The organism is Sporosarcina sp. (assembly GCF_029257255.1).
Lineage (GTDB): Bacteria > Bacillota > Bacilli > Bacillales_A > Planococcaceae > Sporosarcina.
Genome location: NZ_JARICI010000004.1, coordinates 51,971 through 67,715, shown reverse-complemented (window position 1 = coordinate 67,715; position 15,745 = coordinate 51,971). Strand labels below are relative to the sequence as shown.

Genomic DNA, 15,745 nt, shown 5'->3' with positions numbered 1-15,745 from the left:
GTTGATTAGTCCGTATCGATCTGTGCACGCTGCAGTTTTCCGCTGTAATCGATATAGATACTCTTCCATTCCGTAAAGACGTCGAGCGCCGCCACCCCTGAATCGCGGTGGCCGTTGCCAGTTCCCTTCGTGCCGCCGAACGGCAAATGAATTTCCGCACCCGTCGTGCCGGCGTTTATATAAACGATTCCCGTATCCAGATCACGCTGCGCCTGGAACACTTTATTGACGTCCTGCGAGAAAATCGAACTCGACAAGCCGTACGCCACGCTGTTGTTTACTTCAATCGCTTCTTCCAAACTGCTCACGGTAATCAGCGAAACGACAGGTCCGAAAATCTCTTCCTGAGCCAAGCGGCTGTCCCAAGCCACATCTGCGAATAAAGTTGGTTCGAAATAATGACCATTGGCGTATTCTCCTTCATTCAGCACATTGCCGCCTGCAATCAAATTCGCGCCTTCCTGCTTACCGATTTCAATATAGCTGCTGATTTTTTCGAGCGCCTTTTCATTGATGACAGGTCCGACTTTTACCGATTCATCCAGCCCGTCACCCATCGTCAGCTTTTTCATACTTTCAACGAGACGTTTCTGCAAATCTTCTTTCACATCTTCATGTACAATCACCCGGCTGCATGCCGTACAGCGCTGTCCCGCCGTCCCGAACGCACTCCACAGGATCCCTTCAACCGCGAGCTCCAGATCTGCATCATCCAGTACGATTACTGCATTCTTACCGCCCATTTCGAGTGATACTTTTTTCAAGTGACGTCCGCCAAGTTCTGCGACATGACGACCTGTTTCCGTGGAACCTGTGAATGAAATCACCCGGATATCCGGATGCTCAATCATCGCAGTTCCTACATCTGATCCTGCACCAAACACGATATTTGCAACACCATGCGGCAGGCCAACTTCTTCAAAAATCAGCGACATTTCATAAGCCATCAACGGCGTTTCCGTGGCGGGTTTCCAAATGAATGTATTGCCGGCGACAATGGCCGGGAACGATTTCCACGTGGCAATGGCAATCGGGAAATTCCACGGGGTGATCAGTCCTACAACCCCGATAGGCGCACGGACGCTCATCGCGAATTTATCCTGTAGCTCGGACGGCACCGTTTCACCAAACATTCTGCGCCCTTCCCCTGCCATATAATAGGCCATGTCAATCCCTTCCTGCACTTCACCGCGCGCTTCTTCGATGACTTTGCCCATTTCTTTCGTCAGAACTTGCGCGAGATGCTCTTTCCGTTCTTTCATCAGATGCCCGATTTCATACAAATAATCGGCACGTTTCGGTGCAGGAACCAGCGCCCACTTCTTCTGTGCTTTTTTAGCCGCAGCCGTTGCTTTCTCTACGTCTTCTGTTGTAGATAGAGGAACTTGAGCCAATTCTTCTCCGTTCGCCGGATTAATGACTGCGGTATAAGTCGCGCCCTCTTTTTGCCACACTCCGTCGATATAGTTTGTCAGTTTCATTTGTTTGTCTCCCTTCCTGGTTCGCATAGTTTTCGATTCAGTTCCTTATATAGAATTGTTCGACAATATACTATGCTATTCCTTTAAAGAGATATGTATTCCAAACTTTTGATGCACTGGTTTGCAGCAGTATGTAACTTATACCGCAAATCAAAGGAGACCTAATTCGCTTATGAATTAGGTCTCTATATTTTACCTATATGACGCTTCATTACTTCTTTACACTATCTAGCAAGACAAAACCAAACACAACCCCAGCTATTATTTGGACTGTTGAATTACCAAGAAAAATCTCTTGTGATATAAACGGCAGTATGCTTTCAGGTACATAAAATAGTAGTACATACATGGATAAAACACACAAAGACGGCAACCCAATCCCAATGAATTTGGCCCAATCAAATGTCCATTGTCCGTTCTCCTTCATTTCATTTATAAGGTTTGGTAATCTGAGCAGTATTCCAATAACAATAGGAAATATAGATGAAAACAAAACAAATGACATGGCGTCAATATTTTTCATATAATCTTGTTTCAACGAGAGCTGATATTGATTACCGGTAAAAATAATAATTCCTAAAACGATTGTCCATCCTACATAATAAAAGAACCTTCTCATAAAAATCCCCCTTTATCAAAATCACACTTCTTACATCTTATGTGGGTTACTGAAAATGGTCACGATAGTCTATGGTATGACTAATGTTATTTTCTTATTAGTTGGTTATTAGCCATTAACGAGTCAAAAATAACTCCATCTGTCATTTAAACTAGCCGAACTTTTTCTAAAGAATTCTCCAAAAAAATAATCGTCCGAATTAAGGACGATTGCACAATTACATTTAAACATTCCATTCCATGAAACTAGCCCATTTGTTGACCTTGTAATAACTACTTCCCCTACTGCTATTATACCGAGCTTATTCAGAAAGTCCTTTTAAAAAACCGTCGTGGCCCGTCTAATTACATGACTGGCCACGACGGTTGAAATTACTTACATAAGAAACCAAATATACTGTGCTTCTTCTGGTGTACCAGGCTTCACTTCGGCAGCTCTCGGGTACTTCATCTTTTCAGCAGACGTATGAATCAGCGCGCCGACATAAGGATTCGCCTGCTCCGCTCTCACAAACAGCTCTGCACTCTTCTCACTGGCACCCTGAGATTTCTCCATCTCAATCAGCCAAGATAAATACAAATACGCTGCATCATGCTCTGAAATTTCTGTGCAAGCGTTCAACACCTGCTCAGCCTGCTTGATTTCATTCTGATAAATCAGCGACGAAATAGCCAGATAGCGTATGCCTTGATAGTCATGCAGATCACTCGTCAGCGCAATCAAGAACATTTCGCTTGATTCGCCGTAGCGTTCCTGACCGTACAGCCAAACGCCATATGTCAATAAAGCGCGTAGATACGGGCGGTTTGTGACAAATGCCCATGTATCTTCCGCACGGTCGTCAAATTGCTTCTCACCTGAGAATACAGCCTGTTTCAGCAACTTGCCCTTTTCCTCTTTAGAATCCGTCATCTCTGCACGCAGCAATAAGGCATCAACATTCGTCGGATCCGCACCATACGCCATTTCTGCAAAATCATTGCGCTGTTCAGGTGTCTCCGCATGATAGGCCATATAGCAAAGCATCTGAGATTCCTGCTGGCGATTTTCCGGTTCAAACGGCTTCTGCATCGCTTGCTGGATATAGGCTTGCGCTTCTTCCATCGAATCAAAATCTTGATTTGCTGACAGCATATGTATTTGCCAATGCGTCTGCTCGTCCGGACGTGGATCCGTTCCGATATAATACGGCGCACCTGAGCCATTGCCTTCCGCCATCACTTCTTCCAGTTCACCAATCTTTTCATACAGGGCATCCGTATGTTTTTTGAATGAGGAAACTGAAACTCCAAATAGTTTAGCCACTTCTGCCTGTGTATAGATTTCCGGCATCATGCGGACATCGGAAGCAAGCTGGAATGCAGCAGCAGCCAGCACTTCAGGCTTGCGGAACTTCGGCTGTTTTTCTACGAAATAATAGGCCATCAAGGAAAGCAGCATCTCATAGGCACCTGGTAATAATTCCATGTCTTCGAGCTTTGCATCCAAAATCTCGACCACTTCCTGCTGAAGCGGCGTGAAGTTCTGCTCCACAACATCCGACAATGTCTGTGCATCCAGCTTGCAGACAAACTCGTAAATATCGAGCAAATAGTCTTTAAAGAAGTCAAAACTATTTTGTTCATCGCTGCTTTCTGCAAGTTTGCGGACTTGTTCCACCAGTTCATCGCTCATATGTTTATTGACAGCAACCGCTGAAATCGGCATGACCCAGCGCTCGTCATTGCGCCATTCCTCCAACACAATCGCGAGAACCACACGGACATCTTCCGGCTCTCCCTCTTCCCTCGCCAACATATATTCCCCTTCGCCGAGGATTTCCTTCATATGATAGACCTGTTCGTCAGATGAAGTCACTTCAGCAAATGTGACGAATGAATTCTGCCAGTTTTTCAGGATACCGCGCACGGCTTTATTCTGCGTTCGGTTCAATGCTTTGACTAAATGACGACGCCAAAGATCTTTGCGGACTACGAAGAAATAATAATCGCTGACATTCGACATTAATTCTTCCTCTTCCATCCATCCACCAAGACGCTGATTCCAAGCTCCCAGCATTTCCTGCAGACGCTGAACATCTCCAGGCGGCAAAGCCGTTTCATAATAGGAGTTAAGTATATTTATCAATTCCAGCTGAATTTGATTGGTGCCCGGTTCAGTTGTCCTGCCGCAGCAATCCTGTACCATTTTTCCGCTGCCGCATGGACAATTCTCTTTATTTCCTATCACATCGAACACAACCTTTTTCTTTTTATCATAACATATCAATCATACCCTAGCGTGATTGTGTCTGGATTTTGAATTGCATTTGCGCAATTCAAAATCCATGACATCCGCCAGAGGCTTTATTTGGATTCAGCGGGTGTTTGATAATTGCTGAGTGCATACCCTCATCAGCGTTAACTACTTATTGAGGTCGCAGTCTGCTGCTGAATTCAAAAAAAGTCCCGCATGCCCGTAAGCATACGAAACTTTATCTTTATGACTTAAATTTCCCCACATTTTCTTCCGAAGGCTCAAATTTCGGCGGAACGACTCGTTTAATGAAGAGTGCCAGTATCAAAGCACCGACCGTAATGATCGTAGAGATGAAGAACGCGTGATTGATTCCGTCGAGCATTGCAGTACGCTCGATCTCTTCTTTCATTGAAGAAATATCTACTCCCGATGCCGTCAAGTCCTGCACCTGAGCAGCAGCCGATTTATCCAGCCGGTTGGTCATGATCGTCAGCAATAAAGCAGAGCCGATCGCACCAGACACTTGTTGCAGCGTATTGTTCACTGCAGTACCATGCGGATTGGATTTCATTGGCAGTGAATTCATACCGTTCGTCATGATCGGCATCATTACCATAGAAAGTCCGAACATCCGGACAGTGTAGAGCATCATCAAGTAGTAATAACCGGAATCAAGCTCGAGACGACTTAGGAAATAAGTCGTGACAGCCGCGATTGTCAGCCCGGTATAAGCAAGCGCGCGCGGTCCGTATTTATCGAACAGTTTACCGGTGATGGGCGACATAATTCCCATCAAAACAGCCCCCGGCAGCATGAGAATCCCTGCATGGAATGGTGAAATGCCACGGACGTTCTGTACGTAAAGCGGCGTAAGAATCATTCCCGAGAACATCGCGATTGACAGAACAATTGAAATGACAGAAGCCAGGGCGAACATCGGATATTTATAAATACGGATATCCAGCAGCGGCTCTTCCATCTTCAACTGTTTCAAAACAAAAATTACGAGCGATACTGTACCGAGAGCTATCATTCCGTACACTTCTAGTGCATCCCAGCCCTTATCACCGGCAGAACTGAAGCCGTAGAGCAGACTGCCGAATCCGACACTCGATAGGATGAGAGAAGATACATCCAATTTGACATCGCGGTTCGGCGTGATGTTTTTCATTTTAAACAGTGCAAATACGATTGTGATCAACGCAATTGGCAGGACGATGATGAACAGCATTCGCCAAGAATAGTGCTCGACTACCCAGCCTGAAAGTGTCGGCCCGATTGCCGGCGCCGTGAACATGACAAGGCCGAACATTCCGAGTGCTGTTCCCCGTTTCTCAATCGGAAACGCTGTAAGCATGACGTTCATCAAGAGCGGCATCATCAATGCTGAACCTGAAGCCTGGATCATGCGCGCAACAATCAGAAGGCTGAATGTTGGTGCAACAATCGCTAAAAATGTACCTAGAGAAAACAGCACCATCGCTGTCAGGAATATCTTCTTATTCGTGAACTTCGTTATAAAATAAGCACTTGCCGGAATCATAATCCCATTCACAAGCATAAATCCCGTTGTCAGCCATTGAACATCTGACGGACGAATCGAAAATTCATTCATAATGACAGGCAGCGCAATATTGAGCAGTGTATTATTCAGGATGGCGACAAAGGCCCCAATGAACAGAATTGCAATGACCCCATAAGGAGGGTTTTCATGCATTTTCTTAATATCTAATGTCTCTTCCATTTCTTCCTCCTATTTTTCACCTATAAAATTAAACCAGAAACTCATTTTATACCGCTAGTTCATTTTTTTCAACTAAAAACTTTCAAGTATTGATAATCATTGATATTATAAGGTTATTTGATTACTATATGGATTATACTATATGTATAAAACTTCATACAGATGCAGGTGGGAGATCATGAACGACCGAAAAAAACATGTGTTACAAGCCGCTAAACAGCTATTTATTAAGAGTGGTTTTCAGGCGACATCCATTCAAGATATTTTGGATGAAGCCCATATATCAAAAGGAACTTTCTATAACTACTTTTCTTCTAAAAATGAATGCCTAATGGCTATTTTGCGCGACGCCTACTACTTATCATTCCTGCGTCGAAATGAACTCGCAATCGGCAGAGACTTATCTGACCCGCAGCTTCTTTCGGATCAGATTTATATTCGGCTGACGATGAATCGGGAGCAGAACTTATTGCCGTTATTAGAAACGATCGTTCATTCGCCAGATGATGAATTGCGGCAATTCGTTAAACAAATGCATTACCGGGAACTCACGTGGATAGCGAAACGACTTACCGATATCTACGGAGAAAAAGCGAAACGGTATGCGTATGACTGTGCTTCGCTGATTTTTGGATTCATTCAGCATTCATTGAACGTATGGAAGAGCTCAACGTCTGAGCAACTGGATACAAAGCAGCTCATCGAATTCGTCATGCAACGGATGGAAGTCGTCGTGCCGGATATTATAGAGCGGGATGACCATTTTCTATCACATAATTTAATCGAGAATATTTTGAAAGGCGTAGAACTTCAGCCGATGACACAGGAAGTATTGGTCGGAAAACTGCGAGAATTTATCGGACAACTATCTGATAAAGAAGATGCAGGAAAGTTATATGCACAGTTCTTGCTTGATGAACTGTCGACAGAGGCGCCGAGGATCTATTTGCTGAAATCAGTCGCCCGTTCTTTCAGGCAATCGTTTGAAGATACTGATTTGCAGTTGCAGGTGGTGGAGCTGTCTGCTGCTGTCTGGCTGTTTATTGATAAGACTGAATGCTAATCACCAAACAGACCCCTGATTCGTAGATGAATTGGGGGTCTGTTTATGTGCCGACGTTTAAGAGGAAAACACTTAGTAAAAACTATAATAAGGAACAGGATTAAGGAGTAGATTACAGGCAGAGTAGGTTGTCTCCTTCATGTATATGACTAATCTCTGTGTTATGATAGTCGGATAAACTAAAACTTGTCAGCGGAAGGGGAAAACTAGTCTCCAAACCGCAAATAACTATAAAAAAGAGGAGGAATCATAAGGTGCTTATTCATCCAATCAAAGCCTTTTCTGATAATTATATATGGTACATTCAAGAAGAAACTGAGGCAGTTGTGGTTGATCCAGGAGAAGCGAGCGTTGTTCTGGATTATCTTGAAGAAAAACAGCATCGTTTGGCGGCCATTCTTTTAACTCATATGCATGAAGATCATACCGGTGGGGTACAAGAGATTCTAGCGAGTCATCCGGAATGTCTTGTTTATGGACCGAAAGAAACAGAGGACTTAGTAAATCGTGTTGTAAAGGAAGGAGACTCCTTTGACTTGTTGGGCCAAACTTTCCAAGTCTACGAATCAGGAGGTCATACGCATGGCCATATCAGTTTTTTAATGGGAGATCACCTCTTTTGCGGGGATGCTTTGTTTTCAGCTGGATGCGGTCGGGTTTTTACCGGCGATTACGAAGCTCAATATGAAACTTTGCAGAAATTTAAGCGCTTGGATGATGATATAAATGTTTACCCCGGTCACGAGTATACCGAAATTAATTTACGTTTTGCATACGACATGCATCCGGAAAATAAAAAAATCTCCCATTCATTGGAGGAGGTCCGGGAATTGCGTGCTAAAGGACAGCCAACACTCCCGACAACGATCGGCATGGAGAAGGAAATTAACCTCTTTCTGCAAGCGGAAACATTGGAGGACTTTATCGAATTGCGTAACGCCCGTGATGATTTCTAGAACAATTACTGGTTATAACAATTAACTTTATTCAATCGCATCAAGTGCACTTATATAGTATCTAAGATAAGATTAGATTGATCAATGAAAATACGGAGGATGATATTATGGACCAAGTACTCGTTGAAATTTGTTTACGTGTTAGAGACATTGAGGCTACATTAGATTTTTATACTGAGCTTTTTGATTTTGAAGTAGCCAGTCGCAGAGAATTCCCTGAAGATAAATTTGATTTAATTTATCTAAATTCGCCAGGCTCTTCAGTACAAATAGAACTTACTTATAATTATGATGCAGATCCATATGTTATAGGAAATGGTTTCAGTCATTTAGGTGTAACAGTAAATGATTTAGAAAAGATGCATGAAATTTGTAAAGCTTCCTCTTATGAAACAGGCGAATTGAGAGGACTTTCAGGTGAAGCACCTTCTTACTTCTTTGTTACTGACCCTGACGGCTATAGAATCGAAGTAAAGCGTAAGCACTAAAACGTTCTAAATACAAAAATGATTGTAAAAAGCCTACCCCTCGACCCTCTATTTACAAAACAGAGAAACGAGATTTAGGCTTTTATTTTACTGTCATGTCATTTCTAGTTAGGCGAGTGCCTGTCGTTAACTGAATAAGCATTTTAGGAAATGGATGGATTAATTAACACTTCGTAACTGTCCGTTACTACTACTCTGTCATTCGTATCGAATACAATTTCTAATGGATGAATAGCCGAGAGCTTATTAGAGAAAATCCATCTCCGTCCAGGTTGAGTTAATAATAGGAATGGACCGATTGCACTTTTCCCCATGAAATTAAGTGATGAATCACTAATTGGATCACCATCACGCTCATTGATTCCTAAGTTTAAAAGTTTTTCCTGAGTCTTACTGGCATCCACTACCGTTAAACTCATTTCGCTTATATTTAAAATACTCTTTTGTGAAAAGGCTTCTTCGCTCTCTTCTGCTGTACCGTGACGAGAAATAAATTCAACTATATTACCGGCAGGGTCATAAAAATATAGAGAATGAGCAGGAATATGTGAAAAATCAGCTTCATCCTCACCGTCTTCCAAATTTAACTTTACTTTAGATTCCACCCACTTTTTAGCTTCTCCAAACTTGTTTGAGGGAATATCAAAAGCAAATATCTCTGGTCCTTAAAATTGCCTCTTTAATTTCCACTGAAATCCTCCATCCTATCTGTTATTAGAATCGATAATTTTATTGCTAATACTATTTCATTTTCATGATTTGAATTCTTCTAGATAATGGCCCGATTTTTGAAGCTCATAAGTGTAACGATTACTTTTCCTTTTCAATAATCATTAAACTTTCTACTTTCTTTTCTAGTTCTTCAATTTTAATTGACATCTTCACTAAAACCGTAATGAAAGCTGACAACAGAAATGCGATTATAAGAAAAGTTCCCCAAAAGTTATCTAGGATATACCCGGCTAAGAAAAATGTGAAAGCTCCACCAAAAACGAGACAAGTGATAAAGACAGTAATGAACTCTTTCAAATTTCTTCCTCCCACTCTTTTATTAATTACTAGTATTGTTATTATCACTCTGATTTTACATGCTACTTTCTTGACTCATTTAGTCCTATCACTGAAAAAAGGATGCAATTCTTATTCCTGAATCGTACCCGTTAGTTAGATAGCGGTTTAAAACCGTTGTTCTACAATATGCACCCGTTACTTGAACAGTAAAATAGGATACTTAGTTTAATGGTCCATTTATATCAATAAGTTTACCCGTATAAGCATCTATAACAACTGTTGGCTCTGAGCCGTTATTTTTTATCGTGACTTCCCAATTCATTCTATTTGTTAAGTTGTTCCAGAAACCATTCTTTTGATTTAGTGAAACAACAACGTTTTCTAATGTAGTATCATTCCAATCATAGTCTGAAAATGTTTTTCCCCACTCCTTTGGTGGATTTTGCAAGTGTTTTTGTGCACTATCTATCGCTTCCCCTGTACTCATAATTGGTAACTGATATGAGTATAAAAAAAACATCACAATAATCATAACTAAAACAAGTAACAGTTTTTTCAATTGATCGCTCTCCCTCGTCAATTACCTGGTCGTGATGTAAATCGAAGGCAAACTCCACGATTTGGCCAGTTTGCGATATTGTGTCCCGAAATATTTATGAAACCTCCGGCTATCATTGCAACAATAAAGGTAATTCTAATTGTCCAATCAATTTTCTTGTGCAAGGGATTCAAATGATTATTTGAGAATGGTTTCCTTTTTTCAACTTTAAGAATCCTTCTCATAATTGCGCTAAACGAAAAGAACAATAACCCAATGATGACTAATAATAAAATAAGTTTTAGCCAAAAATAGGATTCAACTCCATAATAAATCATTCCTTCAATCTCACCCACTATCTTAGAATAAACACTTAGTCAACTTTAATATAATGCCCCATTTACTGAACAACAATATTCTTCTCCATTCCATAGCCCAATACCATTATACCAAAGATATCCAAAAGTAATTTAAAAAATGAAAAAGCACCGCTAGATACGGTGCTGGTTGATGTGCAAATTCTATATTAATCTATTTGTCATTTCAGCTTTTGTACCACTCAATTATACGCATTCTTCACGTCATCCTGTACACTTTCGCTAGGATTACCAGACTCTGTGATTTGGTTCTTCATCTCTTGCCCATGCCAGCAAAGCCTGCTGATTCAGCTTCATCATCGCTAAACGCGTAGGTAAGCTCGCACTGCCAATATGAGGTAATACGGTTACATTCGGCAGAGTCAGTAAGGGGCTATCGAGCGGAACGGGTTCTGTTTCGAATACGTCTAGGCCCGCCGCATGAATTCGTTTTTTCTGCAACGCTTCGAACAGTGCCTCTTCATCCACAATGCCGCCGCGCGCGACGTTAATTAGAATACCGGTCTTTTTCATTTGTTCGAGTTGTTCCTTGCCGATCATTCCTCTAGTTTCCTCACTGAACGGCACGAGTATAAGCACGAAATCAGACTGAGCCAGTAAATCAGGTAGCACTGCATAGCGGCAGCCATACATATCTTCCATTTCCGATTTCCTGTTGCGGTTATGGTACAAGACATTCATGTCGAAACCCTTGGCCCGCCGCAGCACCGCTTCACCGATCCGGCCCATGCCGATGATGCCGAGCGTCGCGCCATAGACATCCATTCCCGTGAAACCAAGCGGCTCCCACGATGTCCATTTGCCGTCACGCAATGCATGCTCGGCCCCCATCAAATTGCGAGCTGTCGCCATCAATAGAGCAAACGCCAGATCTGCCGTCGTTTCCGTCAGCACATCCGGCGTATTGGTAACGATGACTCCTCTTTCCTGGGCTGCTTTTACATCAATATTATTATAGCCGACCGCCATATTCGTAATTATTTTCAGGTTGGGCGAGGCATCGAGCACTTCTTCGTCGATTTGGTCGGAAATCATTGTCCATAATGCATGTGCAGAAGCAGCTTTTTCAAGTAGCACCTCACGCGGCACCGCACCACTTGCAGAAGGCCACATGTCCACTTCATAGACTTCACGAAGCGGCGCAACCATTTCTTCCGGCATATTCCGGTTAATAAACAATACAGGTTTCACAGACTCCAATCCATCAGCCCCCAATATAGTTCATATTGATTTTCTTGCGGTTCTTCACGGTCTGTTCGGAACGTTCATCCGAATAGCGATCTTTTCTGTCTCTCCATACGTTCGCAATCGCTTCAAATAACTCTTCATCCGTCTTACCGGAGCGAATTAATTCGCGAATATCGAATCCGTCCGATGCAAATAGACACGTATACAGTCTGCCTTCAGAAGACAATCGGGAACGCGTGCACGTCGAGCAGAAAGATTCCGAAACGGACGTGATGAAACCGACTTGCGCACCTTTATCCGAATCTAGATAGCGATAACGTTTGGCGACTTCTCCGTAATACTCCTCTTCTGCCGGTTCCATGTCGTAGACGGCAGCCAGCATGTCGTAGATTTCTTTCTTCGTCACTACTTTATCGAAACTCCAGCCGTTATCATTACCGACATCCATGAACTCGATATAGCGCAGCGTAATGCCCAACTCCTTGAAATACGCCGCCATCGGAAGAATTTCACTTTCATTGACCCCTTTTTGCACGACCATATTCACTTTAATCGTAAAACCGATGTCCTTAGCCATTTTAATGTTTTCCAGAACGAGATCAGGCGAGATGCCGCGTCCGTTGATCCGGCCGAACAATTCTGGATCGAGTGCGTCCAAACTGATATTCAGACGCCGCAGCCCTGCATCATAGAGCGGCTGCGCATATTTTCCAAGCAGCACCGCGTTGGTCGTCAGTCCGATGTCTTCAATTCCCTCGATGTCTTGAAGCTTCTGGATCAGCTCCGGCAAATCCCGGCGCATCAGCGGTTCCCCACCCGTCAGCCGAAGTTTCTTCACACCCAACTTCGCAAAGACACGTGCCAGACGTTCCAATTCTTCAAATGAAAGCAGCTGATCCTTCGCCAAAAATAAATAATCATCTCCAAAAATTTCTTTTGGCATGCAATACGTACAGCGGAAATTACAACGGTCTGTGACCGAAATCCGCAAATCCCTAATCGGTCGCCCAAGCTGATCAACGACAGCATCCATCTTCCTCATCTCCTTTCAAGCTCACATGGCGTGTTGACATTTTTAAATACGATTTCCGGCTTGTCAGTCAGCAGATCACCTTCAATCCATAATCCATTATGCTGAGCCTGAACGTGCATGACGCGGCGATTTCCTTCATCAAGTGCCTGACGGATGGTCGGTTTTACTGAATTTTTCCAAATTGAGACAAGCGGATGAAGCTTGCCGTCCACAGTCACTGCCGACACATCTTCCCGGTGCCTGTCAAGCAGCTTCCCGATTACCCGTTCTTCGATAAACGGCATATCGCAAGGCAGTACAACGTAACGTTCCGCCTCGACCGCTTCCATTCCCGACAGAATGCCGGCAAGGGGTCCCATTCCCGCATACATTTCTAAATCCGTCGTCAAATGAAGTTCTTCTGGCAGTTTCTCCAGAAATTCAGGACGTGCTACGATTACGATTTCCTCGCAGTAAGGACGCAATGCCTCTAGCGAATAGTGATAAAAAGGATGTCCTTGAAATTCCGCAAACGCTTTCGGAAAACCGAATCTGCGCGACTGGCCGCCAGCGAGTAAAATGCCAACGGTCTGCTTCATCCCCCGCTCACCGGCGGAATGAACGCACACACGTCACCTGCTTGAATGACATCTTCTTTTCTCGCGTATTCTTCATTCACCGCAACGTGAATCGTATCTTTTCCGAAACCTGGATACGTCGTTTCTGCCCAATCCAAGAGTTCTTGCACCGTCAAAGGAGCGCGATCCAAAGATTCCTCTCCTTTACCCGTCAACTCTCGCAGTCTTGCAAAGTAATGAACTGTAATCACTGTAACCCGCTCCCTTTCTCTGGATATTTCTTCTGTGCGCCGATCCACTCTTCGCCGTCTTCCCAAATTTCCTTCTTCCAGATGGGCACGACTTCCTTGATACGTTCAATCGCATATTCATTCGCTTCATAGGCCTGCTTGCGATGCGGGAAAGAGACTGCAATGACGACTGCGATATCGGAAATCTTCAATTCACCGATTCTGTGTGCCATGGAAACCTTTACTCCAGGCCATTTTTCTTCCATTTCCGCCCCGATTTCTGCCAGCTTCTTCTCCGCCATCGGCACATACGCTTCATACGCCAAATACAGCGTCCGAACACCGTGCGTCCACTCGCGCACATGTCCGGTGAAGACCGTCACCGCACCGGCAGCGGGATGCAAAACAAATTCACTGTATACTTGCGGATCAATCGGCTGATCCGTAATCTCATATTGCTTCATTTGTCTCCGCCTTCCTGCACCCATTTTTGTAACCACTCATCCAATGAAGAGATATCTGCGAAAATATCTTCTGTACATGCTTTGTGAATGATGCCCTGCAGCTGTTTCAAGTCTTCCCAATCGCCTTCATTGCGGAGGAGAGCAATCTTTTCTCCCACTTCTTGTTTATAGCCTTCTATTAATAAAACATCTGGTTGATTTGATGCTGCCAGTGATTTTAGTTCCTCAAATGACTGCCATTTCTGTTGAATCAATTGTATCATATTTCCACCTGCCACTAGAGTCGACACAGCTCCTGCTTCAAGGAACTGCACGGTATCTGTGTGAGCCGGCGGCAGTTCCGGCGCGCCGCCGTGACCATGATGTTTCAGCACCGCGACTTCAAGCCCCATGCTCCGCAGCACCGTGATCCAATGAGAAACAAGCGCTGTCTTGCCGCTATTCTTGAAACCTGTAACATGCAGCGTTTTCATAATTCCCAGCGCTCCACACCCTGCTCAGCACCCAACAGCAACACATCGACCTGACTACCTTTTTCATAACCTCTCGTCCCGCTCGGCAAGGCGATGATACAGTTCCCGCGCGCAATCGAAGAGACAGCATTCGATTTATTGAAGCCGGCAGGTGTCGCTGTAATACCTTGCGACGTCATCTCCCATGATGCCCGAATGAAACGGGTGAAAGGATTCGGCTTTTTGAAATCATCACCGAGTATTGCTTGGATCCGTGGCAAATATGGCGTCGTGCAGCCCATCATCGATAGGATCGCCGGACGCGTGAACAATTCGAAACCGCTGAAGCACGCAGATGGATTGCCTGAAAGTCCGAACAGCAGCTTATTACCAAGCACCGCAACGGTCGTGACACTGCCGGGGCGCATGGCAACTTTATTGAATAAAACTTTCGCTCCGAGTCGTTCGTAAATTACCGGTAAATAATCATAATCACCAACCGAAACCCCGCCTGTCGTAATGAGCAGATCCGTTTCCTGCAGCGCACGTTCCACAATTTCCGTGCAGGCATCAAGATCGTCTTCCATCATCCCGTACGATTTGTATTCAATCCCCATCCGCGTCAACTGCGCTTTGATCATGGGTCCGTTCGAGTTACGAATCTTGCCGGGCACCAGTTCATCCGATACATCGAGCAATTCTGTACCCGTCGACAGTACTCCCGCGACCGGCCGTTTAGCGACTTTTACTTGCGAATAACCAAATGTCGCCAGCAAAGCGATCGTGCCCGGATGAATGACCGTGCCCGCCTCTATTAGTTGCTCGCCTTTTTTGGCATCTTCCCCTTGACGCGAGATATTCTCTCCCGCCTCAAACGGCTTTCGCAGGGTGAAGCCCGTTTCATTCTCCACGGTCTGCTCGAGCATAACGACCGCATCCGCTTGTTCCGGAATCAGCGCACCCGTCATGATGCGGTACGATTCTCCTTCTTCGACAGCACGATCCGCCACATATCCCGCGCCAATATCACCAATCACTTGAAAAGATTTGCGGTCTTCACCCGAAGCACCGGCCGAGTCAGCTGCACGAATCGCAAAGCCATCATACGGCGAACGGTCAAACGGCGGCACGTCATGCTTTGCGATAATCGGCTCCGCAAGAACGCGGCCATATGTTTGTTCTAACGGAAGGATTTCCGTTTCCAGTTTATGTACGTGAGCCATGACGCGTTCCACAGCTTCTGCCACTTGAATAGGCTTTCGAATTTCTACCACTTACATCTCCTCTTTCTTTTGTTATACTTACG

At 44.2% G+C, this 15,745-nt stretch carries 18 protein-coding genes; 3 read left to right on the top strand and 15 right to left on the bottom strand.

Annotated features, from left to right (window positions below):
• Positions 1–5: 5 nt before the first annotated feature.
• From Q1J64_RS00905 to Q1J64_RS00890, 4 genes are all read right to left on the bottom strand, one after another.
• Positions 6–1,481 (bottom strand): aldehyde dehydrogenase family protein, encoded by a 1,476-nt coding sequence (locus Q1J64_RS00905; RefSeq protein WP_301107213.1) that lies wholly within the window; start codon positions 1,479–1,481, stop codon positions 6–8.
• A 211-nt stretch (positions 1,482–1,692) separates the two neighbouring features.
• Positions 1,693–2,100: a hypothetical protein gene (locus Q1J64_RS00900; RefSeq protein WP_301107212.1), complete on the bottom strand. Its 408-nt coding sequence runs from the start codon at positions 2,098–2,100 to the stop codon at positions 1,693–1,695.
• 375 nt (positions 2,101–2,475) lie between these two features.
• Positions 2,476–4,329 carry a hypothetical protein gene (locus Q1J64_RS00895; protein WP_301107211.1) on the bottom strand — a complete coding sequence of 618 codons (1,854 nt, stop codon included), beginning with the start codon at positions 4,327–4,329 and terminating at the stop codon, positions 2,476–2,478.
• A gap of 250 nt (positions 4,330–4,579) precedes the next feature.
• Positions 4,580–6,082: a DHA2 family efflux MFS transporter permease subunit gene (locus tag Q1J64_RS00890; RefSeq protein WP_301107210.1), complete on the bottom strand. Its 1,503-nt coding sequence runs from the start codon at positions 6,080–6,082 to the stop codon at positions 4,580–4,582.
• Positions 6,083–6,260: 178 nt separating this feature from the next.
• Here Q1J64_RS00890 and Q1J64_RS00885 point away from each other — a divergent pair, with 178 nt between their 5' ends.
• From Q1J64_RS00885 to gloA, 3 genes are all read left to right on the top strand, one after another.
• Positions 6,261–7,145, top strand: a complete 885-nt coding sequence (locus tag Q1J64_RS00885; RefSeq protein ID WP_301107209.1) for a TetR/AcrR family transcriptional regulator — start codon at positions 6,261–6,263, stop codon at positions 7,143–7,145.
• Positions 7,146–7,399: 254 nt separating this feature from the next.
• Complete coding sequence (gloB, locus tag Q1J64_RS00880; protein WP_301107208.1) at positions 7,400–8,101, top strand: hydroxyacylglutathione hydrolase; 702 nt, start codon at positions 7,400–7,402, stop codon at positions 8,099–8,101.
• 107 nt (positions 8,102–8,208) lie between these two features.
• Positions 8,209–8,589, top strand: coding sequence for a lactoylglutathione lyase (gloA, locus tag Q1J64_RS00875; RefSeq protein ID WP_301107207.1), 381 nt, complete (start codon positions 8,209–8,211; stop codon positions 8,587–8,589).
• 143 nt (positions 8,590–8,732) lie between these two features.
• On the opposite strand, the gene Q1J64_RS00870 is transcribed toward gloA, so the two are convergent.
• The 11 genes from Q1J64_RS00870 to Q1J64_RS00820 form a co-directional block, all read right to left on the bottom strand.
• Complete coding sequence (locus Q1J64_RS00870) at positions 8,733–9,194, bottom strand: toxoflavin lyase-like VOC family protein (protein WP_301107206.1); 462 nt, start codon at positions 9,192–9,194, stop codon at positions 8,733–8,735.
• A 205-nt stretch (positions 9,195–9,399) separates the two neighbouring features.
• Positions 9,400–9,618, bottom strand: coding sequence for a hypothetical protein (locus Q1J64_RS00865; RefSeq protein ID WP_301107205.1), 219 nt, complete (start codon positions 9,616–9,618; stop codon positions 9,400–9,402).
• A gap of 202 nt (positions 9,619–9,820) precedes the next feature.
• Positions 9,821–10,159 (bottom strand): PepSY domain-containing protein, encoded by a 339-nt coding sequence (locus tag Q1J64_RS00860; RefSeq protein ID WP_301107204.1) that lies wholly within the window; start codon positions 10,157–10,159, stop codon positions 9,821–9,823.
• Between the two features lie 17 nt (positions 10,160–10,176).
• Positions 10,177–10,476: a DUF4181 domain-containing protein gene (locus Q1J64_RS00855; protein ID WP_301107203.1), complete on the bottom strand. Its 300-nt coding sequence runs from the start codon at positions 10,474–10,476 to the stop codon at positions 10,177–10,179.
• Positions 10,477–10,743: 267 nt separating this feature from the next.
• Complete coding sequence (locus Q1J64_RS00850) at positions 10,744–11,706, bottom strand: 2-hydroxyacid dehydrogenase (protein ID WP_301107317.1); 963 nt, start codon at positions 11,704–11,706, stop codon at positions 10,744–10,746.
• A gap of 13 nt (positions 11,707–11,719) precedes the next feature.
• A complete protein-coding gene (moaA, locus tag Q1J64_RS00845) occupies positions 11,720–12,745 on the bottom strand; it encodes a GTP 3',8-cyclase MoaA (RefSeq protein ID WP_301107202.1) in 1,026 nt (341 codons plus the stop codon).
• Positions 12,742–13,314 (bottom strand): molybdenum cofactor guanylyltransferase, encoded by a 573-nt coding sequence (gene mobA, locus Q1J64_RS00840; protein WP_301107201.1) that lies wholly within the window; start codon positions 13,312–13,314, stop codon positions 12,742–12,744. Before mobA ends, moaA begins: the two co-directional genes overlap by 4 nt.
• Positions 13,311–13,544, bottom strand: coding sequence for a molybdopterin converting factor subunit 1 (gene moaD / locus Q1J64_RS00835; RefSeq protein ID WP_301107200.1), 234 nt, complete (start codon positions 13,542–13,544; stop codon positions 13,311–13,313). Before moaD ends, mobA begins: the two co-directional genes overlap by 4 nt.
• Positions 13,541–13,987, bottom strand: a complete 447-nt coding sequence (locus tag Q1J64_RS00830; RefSeq protein WP_301107199.1) for a molybdenum cofactor biosynthesis protein MoaE — start codon at positions 13,985–13,987, stop codon at positions 13,541–13,543. The genes moaD and Q1J64_RS00830 overlap by 4 nt, the downstream gene beginning before the upstream one ends.
• Positions 13,984–14,460 carry a molybdopterin-guanine dinucleotide biosynthesis protein B gene (gene mobB / locus Q1J64_RS00825; RefSeq protein ID WP_301107198.1) on the bottom strand — a complete coding sequence of 159 codons (477 nt, stop codon included), beginning with the start codon at positions 14,458–14,460 and terminating at the stop codon, positions 13,984–13,986. The genes Q1J64_RS00830 and mobB overlap by 4 nt, the downstream gene beginning before the upstream one ends.
• Positions 14,457–15,713 (bottom strand): molybdopterin molybdotransferase MoeA, encoded by a 1,257-nt coding sequence (locus tag Q1J64_RS00820; RefSeq protein ID WP_301107197.1) that lies wholly within the window; start codon positions 15,711–15,713, stop codon positions 14,457–14,459. The genes mobB and Q1J64_RS00820 overlap by 4 nt, the downstream gene beginning before the upstream one ends.
• Positions 15,714–15,745: the final 32 nt, after the last annotated feature.